At 44.7% G+C, this 19,172-nt stretch carries 10 protein-coding genes and 1 tRNA gene; 2 read left to right on the top strand and 9 right to left on the bottom strand.

Annotation, left to right across the window (positions count from 1 at the left end; translation table 11 throughout):
- Nucleotides 1–1,346: 1,346 nt before the first annotated feature.
- Entirely contained in the window at nucleotides 1,347–1,796 is a 450-nt protein-coding gene (locus DXA54_RS15585) for a hypothetical protein (protein WP_004305184.1), read from the top strand.
- A gap of 301 nt (nucleotides 1,797–2,097) precedes the next feature.
- Entirely contained in the window at nucleotides 2,098–4,662 is a 2,565-nt protein-coding gene (locus DXA54_RS15580; protein ID WP_120067143.1) for an outer membrane beta-barrel family protein, read from the top strand.
- 27 nt (nucleotides 4,663–4,689) lie between these two features.
- On the opposite strand, the gene DXA54_RS15575 is transcribed toward DXA54_RS15580, so the two are convergent.
- The 9 genes from DXA54_RS15575 to DXA54_RS15530 all read right to left on the bottom strand — a co-directional run bounded on the left by DXA54_RS15575 (nucleotide 4,690) and on the right by DXA54_RS15530 (nucleotide 19,097).
- Nucleotides 4,690–6,063: a glucoamylase family protein gene (locus DXA54_RS15575; RefSeq protein ID WP_008024291.1), complete on the bottom strand. Its 1,374-nt coding sequence runs from the start codon at nucleotides 6,061–6,063 to the stop codon at nucleotides 4,690–4,692.
- A gap of 48 nt (nucleotides 6,064–6,111) precedes the next feature.
- A complete protein-coding gene (gene bglX, locus DXA54_RS15570) occupies nucleotides 6,112–8,421 on the bottom strand; it encodes a beta-glucosidase BglX (protein ID WP_120079988.1) in 2,310 nt (769 codons plus the stop codon).
- A gap of 142 nt (nucleotides 8,422–8,563) precedes the next feature.
- Complete coding sequence (locus DXA54_RS15565) at nucleotides 8,564–10,096, bottom strand: RagB/SusD family nutrient uptake outer membrane protein (RefSeq protein WP_099146323.1); 1,533 nt, start codon at nucleotides 10,094–10,096, stop codon at nucleotides 8,564–8,566.
- Nucleotides 10,097–10,160: 64 nt separating this feature from the next.
- Nucleotides 10,161–13,226, bottom strand: coding sequence for a SusC/RagA family TonB-linked outer membrane protein (locus DXA54_RS15560; RefSeq protein WP_120079986.1), 3,066 nt, complete (start codon nucleotides 13,224–13,226; stop codon nucleotides 10,161–10,163).
- 180 nt (nucleotides 13,227–13,406) lie between these two features.
- Nucleotides 13,407–14,297, bottom strand: a complete 891-nt coding sequence (locus tag DXA54_RS15550; RefSeq protein ID WP_008642866.1) for a carbohydrate kinase family protein — start codon at nucleotides 14,295–14,297, stop codon at nucleotides 13,407–13,409.
- A 56-nt stretch (nucleotides 14,298–14,353) separates the two neighbouring features.
- A tRNA-Leu gene (locus DXA54_RS15545) sits at nucleotides 14,354–14,438 on the bottom strand.
- Nucleotides 14,439–14,511: 73 nt separating this feature from the next.
- Entirely contained in the window at nucleotides 14,512–15,546 is a 1,035-nt protein-coding gene (locus tag DXA54_RS15540) for a S41 family peptidase (protein WP_008649432.1), read from the bottom strand.
- A 45-nt stretch (nucleotides 15,547–15,591) separates the two neighbouring features.
- Nucleotides 15,592–16,452, bottom strand: a complete 861-nt coding sequence (locus DXA54_RS15535) for a DUF3316 domain-containing protein (RefSeq protein WP_008642868.1) — start codon at nucleotides 16,450–16,452, stop codon at nucleotides 15,592–15,594.
- Nucleotides 16,452–19,097: a DNA gyrase/topoisomerase IV subunit A gene (locus DXA54_RS15530; protein WP_004309592.1), complete on the bottom strand. Its 2,646-nt coding sequence runs from the start codon at nucleotides 19,095–19,097 to the stop codon at nucleotides 16,452–16,454. Before DXA54_RS15530 ends, DXA54_RS15535 begins: the two co-directional genes overlap by 1 nt.
- Between the last annotated feature and the right edge of the window lie 75 nt (nucleotides 19,098–19,172).

Raw genomic sequence — 19,172 nt, 5'->3', positions numbered from 1 at the left:
GTGTAGAAAACAGTCATACTGTATACATTAACTTCCCGTTTCCAGGCGGGGAACTGTCGTTTCCGGCATTAGAAATTACAATTTCCACGGTAGGAAACGAGAGTTTCTAAGGCGGGACACTACAGTTTCTACGTAAGGATACTGTCGTTTCCCCGTAGAGACACCACCATTTCTCCATAGAGTCACCCCAATTATCCCATAGCTTTGCATCAAGGAATCAAGGCTTTTTCTTTGATTATATAACGTGTTGCAGATACTTTATCTGCAACCTATCTGCCGCAGGTATCTGCAACGTTCCAACTGTTTGTCAACTAGTGTATTACACGCGTTTGGTTGCAGGTGCAGATGTTTTTATGTTTTTTCAACTTTATAGAGGAAGGATTACGCATCAAAATTAGGGTCACAACCGTAAGTCATAAACCCAATTCACCTCTGTGTCCTCCGTGTCCTCTGTGGTGAAAAGAATCAAAACTGCATAGAAACGAGTTAAACGGTGCGCTAATGAATAGGTCCAGGGTGAGGGGTGGTGAGGGTAGATTTATAACTTTCGTATTTTTTTTTGAGGATAAAAAAGGAGATAGTATAGAAAATAATAAAATAAAAGGTTATAAATCTACCCTCACCACCCCTCACCCTGGACCCATATCTTATAATAAAAAGATAACGGGGAATCTTAAAAACTCAATCATCTTTTTCAGATTTACCACAACGTTTCCAGAATACTCCATTATTTTATTCAAAACCGTACAGAGAATGAGCCAAACCCGTACGGGAATGAATCAATTTTTAGGGATATGGCTGTCCTGAACCAAATCCCCAAGAATTATAATTGAGCTGGCTTGCTGAATATACATAACTTCCAGCATTTATTTCCATATTTCCACCACATTTAAAAAAATATGTATATCTTTGTCACACGCTTTCTGCTCATCAGCGTGATGAAATTAGCGGGAGGCGCTATATATTACTTAAATTAGGAATATGTAAGTGTTATCTCTCGGAATCAGAATCTAGCGATTTAAACCAAGGAGAGATGATGCGACAGATGTTCCACGTTAACGGCTTATATCAACATATCCGTAAAAGATGTGTTATATATAAACGATTGACGTGGGTGTCTGTTGTCATTATTATCTTTTGGGAGGGTTTCGCTAGGCCTTGATTCCGGATAATGGTGCAACAGCATTCACGTCTTTTTTGTGTCCGGTCGGTTATGATTACCCCTAAAAGTCTAACCTAAACAATTCCCCGTCCGCCCGAAATACAGAAAACGTGGATGTCCGTTGTGCCACATAAACAAAATAATACTCCATTTTTATTGTGGAACACATTAAAACAAAAGCATTATGCCAAAATGGATTAGCGTAGAAGAAGCGGCGGCCAAGTATGGAATCAACAAAGAAGTAATCTGGCTTTGGGCGGATATGAAAAGATTCCCAATGTCGTATGAGAAAGGTATCACCACTGTTGATGAAGAAAGCCTTATCGGATTCCTGCATCAGAATAAGGATCGAGTTACAGCCGAGTATATCGACACATTGGAAGACCTATGTATTGAAAAAGCAAATATCTGTAACTTATATGCTGAAATTATTGGCTGTCAAGACAAAGAACTCTTGTATCAAAGAGAGCAAATAGCTCGAATGAAAGAGATACAAACAGCTATGAAAAGGCAAAACAGCCGGCTCCGGGATTGTGAGAAAGTGTTCACGAAATATGAAGAGAACTTTAGTACCTGCTGGGTTGGAAGAATCTGCGCTCACTTAAGGCGGCTGATATGGTTGATACGACGGTAAATACCATTCTATCTCCTTTTAAATAAGGAATAACCGATACCGTTGAGCGGAAATGTCTAAAAGTACTCTTGAATAGAAAATTTAAAGATGCCCATGAATAGATATATTTAAAGATATCCCTAAATAGAAATGTTTAAAAATACTAGAAATATACTGTAGTAAGATTTTTTATCCATTCGTTTTATATTCTTAACTCCGAAAAATTCGTAAGTGTAGATAAACCAACTACTTTTGGCTCTCGAATTTACAGCATTTTTGAATGTCTTGCGTCTAATAAACATAAACTAATATATTTCTAGTCATGAAACACAGACTGTTACTACTAATTCTATTCGTATTCGCTACCTCCGTGGCGGCGGGGTGGGCACAAAAATCCACAGCTCCTTCTTATACAGTCAAAGGAGTACTTATTGATTCTTTAACACAAGAGGGAGAACCGTATGCTACCATCAAAATAGCAAAGAAAAATGCTCCGGATAAAGCAGTCAAGATGGCGGTGACTGGGGCGAATGGTAAATTTCAGGAGAAACTGAATGTCGCTGCGGGCAATTACATCATCACTATTTCTTCGATTGGTAAAGCGCCGATAGTAAAGGAATTTACTCTAAAACCGTCCGTGAAGGAGGTTGACTTGGGCACAATGATTTCTTCAGAGGCCAATAACGTATTGAAAGGAGTGGAGGTAGTTGCACAAAAACCTTTGGTAAAGGTAGATGTGGATAAGATTGAATATAATATTGAAGATGACCCGGACTCAAAATCGAACAGTATATTGGAGATGCTTCGGAAAGTGCCTTTGGTAACGGTGGATGGAGAAGACAATGTACAGGTGAACGGCAGTAGCAGTTTCAAGATACATGTAAATGGAAAGCCCAATAATATGATGAGTAATAATCCGAAGGAAGTACTGAAAAGTATGCCGGCAAACACGATCAAATATATTGAGGTGATAACTTCACCGGGAGCTAAATATGATGCGGAAGGTATCGGAGGTATTCTGAATATCGTCACAGTAGGTTCCGGATTTGAAGGATACACGGCTACTTTCAGAGGAAATGCTAATAATAACGGAGTAGGTGCCGGCACTTACGCAATGGTGAAACAAGGTAAACTGACTGTTTCTGCCAACTATAACTACAATTATAATAATAGCCCGCGCAGCTATTCCGACAGTTATCGCGAAAACTACGAACCGGATAAAGAGAATGAAAAATATCTGGAATCGGAAAGTAGCTCCAAGTCGAAAGGGAATTTCCAGTATGGCAATTTGGAAGCCAGTTACGAGATTGATACGTTGAGGTTGCTGACCGTGGCTTTCGGAATGTACGGTAGCAGTGACAAAAGTAACAGTGGCGGAAATACGATTATGCACGGAGCTGATCGACAGGATTTTGCGTACCGTTATAGAACCGACAATCATGGAAAAGGGTCATGGTATTCTATCAACGGAAATATAGACTATCAACGTACTTCCCGAAAAAATAAAGAACGGATGATTACGTTTTCTTATAAAATCAATTCCCAACCCCAAACGAATGATTCATATAATACTTATCTGGACATCGAGCCTGATGAGAATAAACTGGATATCATCAAAGAATTGTCATTAAAGAATTTCCATTCGGACGGAAAGACAAATACGATGGAGCAGACTTTCCAGGTGGACTATACTACTCCGATTGGAAAGCTGCATACAATTGAAACCGGTGCCAAATATATTTTCCGACGTAACTCCAGTGATAATCGGTTTTATGAAGCCGAGGGAGCAAGTGAAAACTATGCATATAATGAGAATCGTAGTAGCGAGTACCGTCATTTGAATCATATTCTCTCTGCTTATGCCGGATATACGCTGAAATACAAGGGATTTACTTTCAAACCGGGATTACGTTATGAGCAAACCATACAAGAGGTGAAGTATCTGGTGGGTCCGGGCGAGAACTTTGATTCGAATTTTAGTGATCTGGTTCCTTCCGTTTCCTTGGGAATAAAACTAGGAAAGACGCAGAATTTGCGTGGTGGATATAATATGCGTATCTGGCGTCCGGGTATCTGGAATTTGAATCCTTATTTCGATAATCAGAATCCGATGTTTATCAATCAGGGAAATCCGAACCTGAAGAGTGAGAAGAGTCATTCGTTCGACTTGTCTTACAGCAGTTTTACGTCCAAGTTCAACATCAATCTTTCTTTGCGTCATTCTTTCAATAACAATGGAATTGAAAGAATCAGCCGTTTGATTACTGATAAAGACGGAGAAATCTTTGAAGGTGGGCATAAAGCTCCCTACGGTGCACTGTATAGCACATACGGTAATATCGGAAAGAGCCGGGAAACAGGATTGAACTTTTATTTGAACTGGAACGCTTCTCCTAAAACGAGAATTTACGTCAATGGACGTGGCAATTATAGCGATTTGCGGAGTCCTGCCCAAGAGTTGCACAATTATGGATGGAATGCTTCTGCTTATGGAGGAATTCAGCAGACCTTACCGGGAAAAGTACGTTTGAGCCTGAACGGCGGAGGTAGCACACCCCGAATCAGTTTGCAGGGAAAAGGTTCAGGATATAGTTATTATAGTTTGGGATTGAGCCGTTCTTTCCTGAAAGAAGAACGTCTTTCTTTGAATATTTATTGCAGCAATGTTCTGGAGAAATACAGAACTTACAATAATCACACAGAAGGAGCTAACTTTATTTCGAAGAGTTCGAGCAAATATCCGAGCCGGTATTACGGTTTCAGTATTAGCTATCGGCTTGGAGAGTTGAAAGCCAGTGTAAAGAAAGCCGCACGAAGCATCGACAATGACGATGTGAAAGGTGGCGGCGGAGGAGGTGGAAACACCGGTGGTGGAGGTGGTCAGTAGACCACTTCCGCACACCGAGATTCCCTCTTATTTCTGTCTCACGTCTTGCTTGTTGGTGTTAAAACCAAGTTTGGTTAATCCGGCCTGTACGTCGGGATGGCTCATGAAGAGTTTCCACAATAATCCGCTCCGGTAGTTTTCGATCATGACAGCAATAGGACCCTGGTCGATAGCCAGATAACGTTGCGGATACCAATTGTCCGTTTCGCTGAAAGCATCGTAGAATCCGAAAGGACCGAACACTTTATCTCCCATACCATATAGATGGCGCATCACTTGCATGGAATATTCCGGTGTATAGACAATGGATGAAAGCGCGGCGGTAGGGGAGATTACTCCTTTGTCCTCCTGCTCATTGGGCGAATGAGCTGCATATCCATCGACGGAATAGCTGGCGGTCAGTCCCCAACAATCCGGTCCGAAACCTTTGTAATGTTTAGGGTTGCGGATGCAGTAAGCACGGTTCACCAGTGTCAGGTTGCGCATTTCGTGGAAGTAGCTGGGGCAGTATTCATCTTTCAGTCCCACCGGATCAAGTCCGAGGAAAGAATATTGAGCCCAGAAAAGCGGTCCGGCTTCGGTGCCCTGATAGCGGAGGTGCAACTCGATTCCTTCCACTTTATGCGGAGAAACGATGGCTCCGTTCTGTGCCCAACCGTCATGATAGACAGCCGCAGGTACTCCGTGTGTAGGAGAAGCGGCGGCAAGAATATACATAATCATACATTCGTTGTAGCCGTGTACAGGGAAATTCATTTCCCAGCCATACGTCGGACTCCAATGCCAGTAAAGAACGTTTTGCCCGCCTTGCCGATACCAGTTCCAGTCGACATCCCGCCAAATCTGGTCGATACGTTGGGCGAGGGCTTTCTCTTTCTCGTTTCCGTTGACGTAATATTGGTGTACGGCCAGCAGCCCTTGGATGAGGAAAGCGGTCTCTACCAGATCGCCCCCATTATCTTTTTGCCCGAATGGTTTCACCTTGCCCGTATCACCATACCACCAATGAGGGTAGGCTCCGTGGAAACGGTCTGCCTTTTCGAGGAAAGAAACGATGCGTTCCATTCGTGCCAGTCCCTCTTCGCGGGTGACGTAACCGCGGTCGATTCCCGCAAGGATAGCCATGATGCCGAAGCCGCTGCCGCCGGAAGTGACTACGTTGGCATCGTTTTCAGGATAAACGCCGTCTACATGATAACGTTCGGGAGCTAAGCCGCTATTCGGCTCGGCACCTTCCCAGAAATAGAGGAAAGTCCGTCGCTGGACGGTATCCATCAGGGCGTCGTCCGATAACGAGTCGGTGGCTGCGGAAAGGTTGTTGCTTTTGCTTTTCCCTTTACAGCTCTGGAAAGTCAGGGCAACGGCGGATAGAAATAGTAACATGAGTGGAAGTGCACTCATTTCTATTATTCTTTTATATTTATCGTTCATAATCAAGGTGATAAAAGTTTAGTTTAACGTGAATTTCGCGGTTTTCACATCACGGCTGTTCGTACCGATCATCACTTCAAAGTCGCCCGGTTCGGCAACCAGTTGCAAGTCATAATTATAGTATCGAAGCATTTCCGGAGCAATCTTGAAACGGACAATCTTCATTTCTCCCGGTTCGAGGAATATCTTTTGGAAACCTTTCAGTTCTTTGACGGGACGGGTACTGCTACCCACAACGTCGCGGATATAAAGCTGTACCACTTCCGAGCCGGGCCATGTTCCGGTATTGGTAACCTCCACTGCCGCGGTCAACGAACCGTTCATGTCCATGGAAGAATGACTCAAGTCGATGTCGCTGTAAGAAAACGTCGTATAAGAAAGGCCGTAACCGAACGGATAAAGCGGATCATTATCCACATCGAGATAGTTGCTGCGGAATTTCTCGAACCATTTGCCATCTTTCAATGGGCGTCCGGTATTTTTGTGCGCATAATAAAGAGGTATCTGGCCGACATTCTTCGGGAAAGTCATGGTCAGTTTTCCACCCGGATTGACGTAACCGAAGAGGGCGTCACCAATGGCATAAGCGGCTTCACTACCTCCGAACCATACATTCAGAATGGCAGGCACATGCTCCTGTTCCCAGTTCAGCGTAAGCGGACGTCCGGTAAATAATACCAGTACCACCGGTTTGCCTGTCTTTAAAAGTTCTTTCAATAGATTCTGTTGTACATCGGGAATGTTCAAATCCGTGCGACTGCTACTTTCACCACTCATTTCAGAAGATTCGCCTAAAGCTGCGATGATAATATCCGATCGGCGGGCCACGTTCAATGCTTCGTCCAACAACTGTTGGTCGGTGCGGTTGTCACGGTTCAGGGAACGGCCGAACATCGTTGCCCGTTCTTCGTAACTTGCGTCACTAATCAGATTACTTCCTTTAGCGTACATGATATTCGCTTTTCCGGCTGTCATCTCTTTCAATCCTTCTACCAAAGAAGGGCAACGGTCGAGCACAGCAGCTACGCTCCATGTACCCGGCATATTGCTACGGCTGTTTGCCAACGGACCGATTACTGCAATATTTCCTTTAGGGTTGAAAGGCAACAACGGATTTCCGTTCGGATTACCGTCGGGACTGTCATTCTTTAGAAGAACGAAACTTTCTGCTGCAATTCTGCGGGCTGCATCACGATGGGCTTTGGTAAAGATGTCGCGTGCCGGACGTTTCGGATCGCAATATTTATAAGGATTATCAAACAATCCCAGTTTATATTTGGCTTCCAGAATACGACGGCAAGCCGTATTCAATGCTTCCATAGAGACTTTTCCTTCCTGAACGGATTTCTTCAGTGTCCCTACAAAACCCTCGCTTACCATATCCATATCCACTCCGGCGTTGATGGCACGGGCGGATACTGTCTGAAGATCACCGATACCGTGGTCGATCATTTCTGAAATGCCCGTATAATCAGTTACCACAAAACCGTTGAATCCCCACTGTCCGCGGAGAATATCCGTCATCAGCCATTTATTGGCAGTGGCCGGAATACCGTCTACTTCATTAAAAGAAGCCATCACGCTGCCTACACCCGCTTCAACGGCTGCTTCATACGGCAGCATATAATCATTGAACATTCGTTGGCGGCTCATATCCACGGTGTTATAGTCGCGGCCGGCTTCGCCTGCCCCATATAACGCAAAGTGTTTTACGCAGGCCATGATTTCGTCATTCCGTTCCATGTTTTTCCCCTGATAGCCGCGCACCATCGCTTCGGCAATCATGGCACCGAGAAACGGGTCTTCGCCACTACCTTCGGATACGCGTCCCCAACGAGGGTCACGTGAAATATCCACCATCGGGCTGAAAGTCCATGAGATTCCATCAGCACTTGCCTCTACGGCTGCAATGCGGGCAGACTCTTCAATGGTTGTCATGTCCCAGGTGCAAGACAAACCGAGCGGGATAGGGAACATCGTTTCGTATCCGTGAATAACGTCCATCCCGAACAATAACGGAATACCCAGCCGGGAATCTTCCACAGCTTGTTTCTGTACTTCACGTATTTTCTCTACTCCTTTCAGATTGAACAATCCTCCCACTTCGCCTTTCTTGATTTTTGCGGCGATGTCGCTGCTTTTAGCTTGTCCCGTAGTGATCTCTCCGGTGACGGGAAGGTTTAACTGTCCGATTTTTTCTTCCAGCGTCATTTTATTCATCAATACGTCGATGAAACGATCCATATCCTGTGGCGACTTTTGTGCCGACGCGGTTAGAAAACCTGCGGCAAACAACAGGACGGATAGGCTTAACTTTTTGTATATCATATTATTATGGTTACTTTTATCTCTATTCATATAAAGTCCTCCTGATGCGTTGAATGTTCGGCACCGAGGAGGACATTGTTCGACACCGAGGAACAGTAGTTTCGGCACCGAGGAAACAACCGTTCGGCACCGAGGAACTTTCTTATTGGTAGTCGGGGTTCTGTACTAACACTCCCTTAGACTTGTCGATCTCTGTCTGCGGCAGTGGAAGCAGTGCGTTTTTGTCCTGATAATTGGTTTTACCGGCTGCGTGCAACACTTCTTTTGCAATGCCCCAACGAACGAGGTCATAGAAACGGTCGAATTCCAACCCTAATTCCACACGGCGTTCGTGGCGGATGGCCTCACGCAATTCTCCCTGATCGGTAGTCGTCACTTTAGGCAATATATTGCTATTGGTGCCTCTGGCGCGTGCGCGTACTTGTTCCAAATAGTCGATTGCTTCACCCGGAATACCTTTTTCATTAGCTGATTCGGCTCCCATCAGCAGTACATCTGCGTAGCGGATCAGACGAATGTTTACCCAGAATCCTTTGTTGGTATATTCTTTACGCAATGCCGGGTCGGTATAGGCTTTCTTATTGAAATAAGCACCCATTGCCGGGGAAACCGGAGACTCGCCGTATGGTTCGTTGGTGTTTTCCGGTGTGATAGGATCGCTGTCCGAGTGGCGGAAGTAGAGTAGGGTAGAGTTTTTGCGTGGATCACCCTGTTCGTATGCTTGCGCCATATACTCTGTTGCCATGTGCCATCCCCATCCCAAGTCCCATTGACCTGCTCCGCGTACACCTTGTACTTCACAGAACTGGCTACCGATAACGGTACTTTGAGGAAGAGCGGCAGTAGCTGTACATTGCAACTCGAATATGGAACCTCCGTTATTTTCACCATCATCCGTGAAAATCTCATTATACGGAGTCTTTAAGTTGTAGAGCCCCTTTTTGATGACATCGGTGGAGGCTGTGTACATATTGTTCCAGTCGTTGCGCATCATATAAGTACGCGCGTGTAAGGAACGGGCAGCTCCCCAAGTCAGTCGTCCGGTGTATTCGCTGCTCCATGTTTCCGGCAATGACTCTTCTGCTGTTTTCAGGTCCTTGTCGATTTGCTCATAGATTTTATCAGCACTTGTCTTCGGGATATTGGCTTCCGAAGCATCGTTGATTTTATAAGTCACCAAAGGAACTTCGCCGAAAGCTCTTACCAGATTGAAGTAGCAATAAGCACGGAAGAAAGAGGCCTCTCCCTTATTGATGATGTCTTCAGTTTCTGTTTGTCCGGCTGTTTCTTTTTCTGCAATGGCATCAAGAATCTCATTACATTGGTAGATGATGGCATAATTCTGTCCCCAATAAGCACCCAGTAGGCCGTTGGTCGGTGTATACACAAAATCATCATACATTTCGGCTACATCAGAGCCATCGCTGGCAATACTTCCTTTTTCCGAATCTTCCGAACGAAAACAGTGGATGGCAAAAGCAGGAGGGCCGGCTGTCACATTATAGTTACGCATCATCGTATAGACATTATAAATCTTACCGTTGACCAGAGCGTTCGGATTATCATCTTCCGTGAACTGTCCTTGCGGACTACGATCCAGAAAGTCACTACAGCTACCTAGAAATAATGTAGTTGAAGTAATAAGGGTTGCAAATATATATTTATTCAGTTTCATATAATGATAGTTTTAAAGATTAAAGTTGTGTTCCGCATGGAAAACTGGCAGTGGCACCTTGTCACTAGAATGTTAGGTTGATACCGAAGGTATAGACTGCAGGTACAGGATAACTGCCGTTATCTACTCCGAATGCGGTGGCAGTTCCTCCAAGTTCGGGAGTATATCCGGTGTTATGTTTCCATGTCTTCAGGTTCTGTATGTTGACATAGACTTTCAGAGCTTGCAGACGTATTTTGGAAATTAAGCTCTTGTCGAACGTATACGCTAACTGTACGTTGCGGATACGGAAGAATTTGCCGTCCTCAATGTAATAGTCGGAGTTGAGGTTGTTGATGGAATGTTTGGTGTTCAGCAACGGTTGGGTGTTGGACGTACCTTCTCCGTGCCAGCGGTCCAAACGTTGTTCCAGGTAGTTGAACTGGGCAAAATTGTAGTTATCCCATGTACGGAAAATCTTGTTTCCACCTTGTCCCATCATGTCGATGCCTAACGACCAATTCTTATAGTCTACTCCGAGAGAAAAACCGTAAGTTACCTTTGGAGTCGGGTTACCTATCATGGTACGGTCTTCCGGGGTGATTTCTCCGTCACCGTTCACATCGGCGAATTTCAGGTCACCGGGGGTAACGGTAGCCAGTGTATTTTTGGGTGATGCGTCAATATCTGCTTGTGACTGATAAACGCCTGCCACTTTGTAACCATAGAAATATCCGATAGGATAACCTGCCATTGTGTAACTTTGCTGCTTATCTCCGGCAATGATGGAATATCCTTCCTGAACAAGACTTTTTACCTCATTCTTGATAGTAGTCAGGTTGGCACTGACGGAATATCCCCAGTCACCAATCTGATCGCGCCAGGTTACAGCCATTTCCACTCCTTTATTCTGAATCTCTCCCAAGTTTCCGATACCGGGGATAGTTCCGGAAATCCCGGGAACTTCGGCTAACAAATCTTTGGTATTCTTCTTATAGTAAACACCCTCAAAATGCAAGCGGTTGCGAAGCAGGTTCGTTTCAAATCCGGCTTCCCAGGCTTCTACTTTTTCCCAACGCAGGTTAGGATTAGGAAGATAGGCAAGCTGGTACCCGGGATAAATGATGGACGGTTTACCGAATACGGCCGAATAAGCATTGGTCAATAAGGGTTCGGCAGGATAGGCTTTATCCAGGTTCTGGTTTCCTAACGTACCGTAAGATGCTTTGATTTTCAACATATCCAGCCATTTGATGTCTTTCATAAATTCTTCTTCGGACATCAACCAACCTCCACCCAGCGAGAAGAAGTTCTGCCATTCATTTCCTGTATAGGAGAAAGCGGAAGAACCATCCCGGCGGAAAGATCCGTTGAACAGATATTTACCTTTATAGTTGTAGATCACACGTGCAAGTACGGATAATGTACTGCGTTCCCATTGAGTACTTCCATTGGTAGCGGTAGCCGCATCGCCGATGCTGACAAACCATTTGTCCGGATTATCCGGAATAACCAGTCCGACCCCCTGCTTGCGTGCTCCGTCCAACCGGCTCAACGAATTATAATAGGTAGTAAAACCGGCAGTAGCTGTCAGGTTATGATTTCCATTATCAAAGCTGTTGGTGTATGTCAACAGGTAGTCGCTCTGAACTTTTGTTTCATTCTCTTTAAACTGGCTGACCTCGGTCTTGCCTGTTCCCAAAGTAGAGATCCCTCCGTTGACAGCGGCATCGTATACTTTTACGATCGGTGTATACGTCCGTCCGTTGTTCGACGCATAATCCATGGAGAACATTGCTTTGAACGTGAAATGTTTCAGGAAGTCTACTTCACCATAAATATTACCGGATGCCCGGTAGTTCTCCGCTTTGGTAGTATTCGCTTTCAATTCGACGTCTACCATCGGGTTGCTAATCTGCGCTTTCTGGAATTCGGGCAGAGCCGTATATAATCCGTATTCGTTGTTATACACCGGAGCGATAGGAGTTGCACGCAGGGCATTCAACACCTGTTTGGAATCGGCAGGAAGCATACGTGCTCCGTTGAATTGGAAACCGACTTTTAAAAAGTCCGTAATCTTATAATCATTACTTGCGTTGATGGTTACCTTGCTGAATTTCTCATGCTCGATGTTGCCTTGTTCGTAAGAGTAGCCTACGCCCAGATAGAAACTGTGTTTGGGCGAAGCCCCTGTAATACTGATGTTATTGTTTGTAATGAAAGCAGTCTGGAAAATTTCGTCTTGCCAGTCGGTATTGGCATCCCAGCCGGTATAATCGAAAGGGTCATCTTTCTGATTGGCAAGCTGTTCGTTATATAGTTCCTTGAATTGTGAACCATTCACCAGTTTCACTTTATCTACCACTTTCTTGAAACCGAAAGAAGTATTAATATTGACTAGTGTCTGTCCCTCTTTGGCTTTCTTTGTGGTAATGATGATAACACCATTCGCACCGCGAACACCGAAGATAGCCAGAGATGACGGGTCTTTCAGGATTTCCATGGATTCGATGTCCTCCGGATTCAGGAAATTGATGTTGTCATTGAATAATCCGTCGACAATGTACAGCGGTTTATATCCGTTGATGGAGTTTGTTCCGCGAATACGGATTTCCGGGTCCGATCCGGCTCGTCCGGAGTTTACAATCTGCACACCTGCCACTTTCCCCTGAAGGGAAGACAGCGGATTCATTGCCGGTTTGTTGGCTAACTCTTCTCCTTTGATATTGGTGATAGAACCTGTCAAGTCTCTTTTCTTTGCACTACCGTATCCGATAACGACTGTTTCGGCTAGTACTTGTGAATCTTCTTTTAAAGTGACATTGATGACGTTCTGTGTCCCCACTTTAATGGTTTGCGAAGTCATCCCCACGTATGAAAATGCCAGTACGTCCTCCGGAGTGACAGAGATTGAATATTTACCGTCCATGTCCGTGATGGTTCCGGTGGAAGTTCCTTGTACGAGTACCGATGCGCCGATCAATGGTTCATTGGCAGCGTCCGTCACTGTTCCTGTCACCGTCTTTGTCTGTGCAAAGGCTGATGCAGAGGCCAGTAGCAGGTAAACAAGCGTCATGATGCTCTTTGACCTGATGGCTTTTTTCTGAAGATGTTGTAAAAGTATAGTCCTCATTGCATTAAATTTTTCCATTTGTTATTATTTAGGTTGAAGTCTTTTTTCTGCCGTCTTTTGGCAAGAGTAACAAAGGAAACAAACGAAATTCAAAAAAGATTTTGGAAAAAAGAGGGAATGGTTGATTTTAACACTAAAAGAGAGGTGACTGTTGAAAAAAGTCAGGCACGAACCGGTGTTGTTCATGCCTTTCCTGTTTTAAAACATTTGTTCCGCAGTGGTCATACATTGAATGACGTCTTCTTTGCTGCCATTGAAAGGACCTGATTTCTCTATTTTTAAAGTTGACATGGCTGCTGCAAAACGTCCTGCTTCTTCGATGCCGGCACCTGATACCCGTTGATATAAATAGCCGATGGTATACGTGTCTCCACATCCCGTTGCGTCTACCACTTCTCTGGGCTTATAAGCCGGAATACGATAGAAGTCTTTTCCGTCGAAGATAAGTGAGCCCATGCCGCCTAATGTGACTAATACTTCTTTCACTCCCCATTCATATAATTGGCGGGCAGCTTCATGCGGGTCGGAAAGACCGGTCAGTACTTCCATTTCATGCTCGTTGACTTTGAGGAAATGAATATATTGCAAGGCTTCTCTCTTATCTGTCCAGTCCACCGGATAGACGTGGGTGTCACGCACTTCACGTAAATAGCCTTGTGAGTCTACTGCAATCAACCCTTTTTGAGATAGTTCTTTGATTACTTCCAATGAGAAGTCGTCAGCCAGCAGAGAGCCGAGATGGTAGATTTGCGCATCTATCTCTTTCAACTGACTGGCTGTGAACGGATCGGCTTTCGCTAATACCCGTTGGGTACGGTCGTCCGGATTGGCTCCATAGATGTTCTCGAAGTATACGGAGTGTTTGCTCGGTAAGGCAGTTACGTTAATACCCACTTTGCGCAGCTGCTCTACAACTTTCATTTCAGTGGCACCTACTGCCGTTACCAGCGCATAATCGATATCATTAAAATGGCGGATGGCATGTGAGCAATAAAAAGCTGTTCCTCCCGGCATGTAGACAGTGTTTTGAGGAGTGACTACTTTGTCTAATGTGATGTGACCGATGCAGCAAAGTTGATGTTTATTCATGTTTAACTAATTAAAAAGCCTCCAAGATAGTATCTTGAAGGCTTATAGTTTATTTTTGGTGCGGATGATAGGACTCGAACCTACACGCCTCACGGCACCAGATCCTAAGTCTGGCGCGGCTACCAATTACGCCACATCCGCATGTGTAGCTTTTTTGTTTAGCGGTGCAAAGATAGGAAGATTTTCTGATTTGGCAAATAATTCGACAATAAAGTTATTCACTTAAGATTTCGAATGCTTTTTCAATCAGAGTGTCTTTGTGCTTAAGTTGATCTGATTCAGACATATTGATGGCAATGTCCGGCTCAATACCTTCTTCCAAGGGTTGCTTGTTTTTGTCGAAATGCGGACTGGCGGAGAAACGGACGCTCCATCCATTAGGTAATTCCGATGAGAAGGGAAGTCCCGAACCACCTCCGGTCCAGTCACCTAACTGGATGATTCTTTTCTCTTCGTTGTCCTTGTTTAAGCTGCGCATCGCATTCACAAAATCATTGGTGGCACTATAACAACGACGATTGGTCAGAATGATTACTTTCTTCTGCCACCGGATGCTGTTGGATGGTTCCAGATAGATCGGCTCCATCTTGGAGAAATCATTATGTCCCGGTCCGGTTTTGTGCTGTATATATCCGGTAAGTGTTTTCTCGTTGGTAAACCGGGCGGCAATGCGGGTGGAGTTGGTCAGGTTTCCGCCTCCGTTATCACGTACATCGATGATTAATCCGTTGCAGGTGGCCAGGTAGAGGAGAACTTCATCCAAGTTGCCATCGCCCACTCCGGAACTGAAACTTTCATAACGAATATATCCTATATTATTATCGAATATTTTATACTTTAAACCGGCGGATGTATAGTATCCTGTGCTGGCACTGCCCAGATAAGTTTGATAGAGAATATCTTCCCGGTAGTTCCAGTCGTAACCCTGATACCATTCATCGTAGAAAGAAGTACGTTTGGCAGAGGATAGATTGACATGTCCGTCTTTTAAAATGTATAGCATCTGGCTTAGGATGTCGAACAGGTCGTCATTAGACATTGTCGGAATAATCAGTGGGCTATATTTGTCGTGAACGGCATCCCAGTCAATACCTTTTGCTTCCAGAAAACAATACTGTTCGTCGATGATCTTCCATAGTTGTTCGAAGTTTCCTACAGGATCATTGGCGTAGTCTTCTTCTCCGATGCAACCGGTCAATACCGGAAGACAGCAGAGCAGCCAAAGCATTTGTCTAATCTTATTTCTCATTCTTAATTGATCTCACTTGAAGTTTCAACATTAAATTTTGTTCTCTTAGTAGGCTCTGACCGATGAAGGCAAAGCTGTTCCTTTTTTGTTTCGGATACGGTATAGGTCTTTCACAAATCCTACCATGAATACGTGCGAGTAGGTATGTGTCTTGATATTGTTTACATTGGATTGTTGCAAATCAGCCAGATAGCTGAATCGCATTTTTGTATATCCTATCGGTAAGTCGACCGAGAGCATCTGCCGCAGTGAAGGCTGGTTGTGCAGGGAGGTGAACTTTATCACTCCACTCGAATTTCCCAGAGAGAATATCTCGTAGTAAGATTGTCCGTAGTGCGGTGAGAACATTACTCCCATCACCGGTAGATTGACTTGATAGCGTAATACCATCGGGTACCGTTTGATTTTCAAATGCCAGATAGCCATTCCGGAAGCATCCAAATTGACGTATGCCCGTGCGGATGCCGGATTGTTGGTGTTCCGGAGATTATAGACAAAGCCTCCGTTGGCATCTATCAATCCTCCGGCTAATAATTTGAAATTCTCCGTCAGTCGAAACTGGTAGTGTAATCCGTAATTCCAGTTGACTAATCCGGAGAAGGTGTTATTGTTATCGGCACGGTTATGGGTATAACCGATGTCTGCCTGAAAGAAATTCTGCACAGACACATTTCCATCGAATAACTTAGTCATCCGAATCGTCTCGCGGGAAATACGGAAGTCAATTCCTTTGTATTCCTGCGGTGAAAGATAGGTGTCGAATACGTTGGTAAATCCTACACCGTACATGGTGGCACGTGTTACATACCGATGGGTTTGCAGACTGTCAATCTGCGCTTGTAATCTGGTGCAAAGGGCGAACAGGATGCATCCTGTCAGCCCCAGATATATTAGTTTTTTCTTCATCAGAATAATTTCATCTGCCCGGTGATCTCATCAATAATATCGCCTTCGCTCTTATCACTGTCCGGGTCCAGATTTTCCGGTTCCTCTTCCGGGCTTTCCTGCTGCTCTTGTTCAGGTTCGGGGAAGCGGGTCGGTTCAAGTTCGTTGATCGTATCCACGGTATAGGTCGTGATGCGTTTTCCTTTGGCTTTGAACCCTTTGACAGCTATGAATTCATCTGCATCGATATCCAACGGATCACGGAAGCTGTCGTGTCCGCCAAATATAACTTCCAGACGCGGATAGTACTCATCGGTCAGCAAGATGAGACGGTTATTCTTATTCTCTCCCAGATAGTTCTGTTTGCGGTTGGAGGCCTCGAAGCAGAAACGTTTCAGGTACGGGTAATTCTGTTGATCGGCATCATAAAGTGCAGCGGTCCATACCTTATGGGGATCGAATTTCTCAACGATGCTCACATTGTCTTCGTAGTGATTGCTCAAATCGAAGTTGGTGGTGTAGAAATCACCATTGTTCAGTACAACCAGTATGGAGTCGTCACTTTGGAATTCTCCCAGGTATTCGCCGCGTCCATCATAGTTGAGGCGAAGTATGTCACGGTCGAACCAGACTTTACGTCCACCGAGAGTAGAGCCGCCTTTCTGTTTCAAGGATATTTTGTGTACCGGCAAGCGGGTGAGAATTATCCCCCGTGCCTGGCGTCCCTTGATACTGACTTCGCTGAAGTCATGCTCGAAGATGATGCGGCGTACACGCGGGTTCGGCTTCAATGTCACTTTGATAATTTCGGCTTCTCCGTTCGGGTTGGCACTGAAATAGGTAATTCGTGAATCGGGAGTTCCCAGTGTCACATCATATTCGCGGTCGCGGACCACGGAAGTTACGGCGAAACGTTTTACGTAGGTCGTTCCTTCTTTTCCGTCGCGGTAGGCTACGTTGTAGATTGTACGTTTATCGTTCTTCTTGAATACATTGACATAAAGAACGTTCTTACCGACAAATTTCTTATCGGCAACGGGGGTGACGATATATTTACCATCACGGAAGAAGATAATGACATCGTCGATATCCGAACAGCAGGCTACGAACTCATCTTTCTTCAAGGTCGTTCCGATAAATCCTTCTTCACGGTTGATATAGAGTTTCTCGTTTGCTTCTACTACTTTGGCTGCTTCGATGGTGTCGAAGTTTCGCAATTCCGTGTGGCGCGGGAAATTCTTGCCGTATTTGTTCTTCAGCATCTGATACCAGTTGACGGTATAATCCACGATGTGAGCCAGGTGGTTATCAATCTCGGCAATTTCCTCTTTCATCTTGGCGATCAGTTCATCTGCTTTGTCTGAGTTGAATTTCAGGATACGCCCCATTTTGATTTCCATCAACTTGAGAATATCTTCTTTCGTAACTTCACGGATAAATGTCGGATAGTAAGGTGTCAGACGTTCGTCGATATGTGCACAGGCTGCATCCATGTCTTTGGATTGCTCGAACTCTTTATCCTTATAGATGCGTTCTTCGATAAATATCTTTTCGAGAGAAGAGAAATGCAGGGATTCCAGAATTTCTCCTTTCTTGATTTCCAGCTCCTGCTTCAGCAAATCCATCGTATTGTCTGCCGACTTTTTCAGGACTTTGCTCACAGTGAGGAAATGTGGCTTACTGTCATCGATAATACAGCAGTTGGGCGAGATACTTACTTCACAGTCAGTGAAAGCGTACAGAGCATCAATCGTTTTATCTGATGAGGTGCCGGGTGCGAGGTGCACTAATATTTCTACGTTGGCAGCCGTATTGTCGTCTACCTTACGAATTTTGATCTTTCCTTTATCAACAGCTTTCAGGATAGAGTCGATCACTGTCGAAGTCGTCTTTCCGTATGGAATTTCTGTGATAGCAAGCGTTTTATTATCAATCTTGTTGATCTTGGCACGTACTTTCACGGCTCCGCCACGCTCTCCGTCGTTGTATTTGGCTACATCGATAGAGCCTCCTGTCTGGAAATCAGGATATAGTTGGAATTCCTCTCCGCGTAAATAGCTGATAGAGGCATCACAAAGTTCGTTGAAATTGTGTGGTAAAATTTTTGAAGAAAGTCCCACGGCGATACCTTCCACTCCCTGTGCTAATAATAACGGGAATTTCACAGGAAGAGTGACCGGTTCCTTGTTTCGTCCGTCATAAGAAAGTTTCCATTCGGTAGTTTTGGGATTGAAGACAACATCCAGCGCAAACTTGGACAAGCGTGCTTCGATATAACGGGGAGCAGCTGCGCCGTCTCCGGTGAGGATATTACCCCAGTTACCCTGACAATCGATCAACAGGTCTTTCTGTCCCAACTGTACCAGGGCATCTCCGATAGAAGCATCACCGTGAGGGTGGAACTGCATGGTGTGTCCCACAATGTTAGCCACTTTATTATACCGTCCGTCGTCCAGACGTTTCATTGAATGTAAAATACGTCGTTGCACAGGCTTTAAACCGTCATTGATATGAGGCACGGCACGTTCCAGTATAACGTATGAAGCATAGTCCAGAAACCAATTCTGGTACATGCCTGTTAACTGATGCTTTACGTTTTCGTCCCGCGTGTCCGCCGGTTTGTAGTCTGAATGTCCTTCCGTTATCTCGTTGATTTCGTCACTCATATATCAATCTTCGCTTTGCTTTAACAACAAATTATCTTCCTGAACATCAAAAAAGGGGATGTCCACGCAAAAATA

It is taken from the genome of Bacteroides sp. OF03-11BH, assembly GCF_003604005.1.
Classification (GTDB): Bacteria; Bacteroidota; Bacteroidia; order Bacteroidales; family Bacteroidaceae; genus Bacteroides; species Bacteroides ovatus.
Note: the sequence above shows the minus strand (reverse complement) of the source record. Positions and strands in the feature narration are given on the sequence as shown.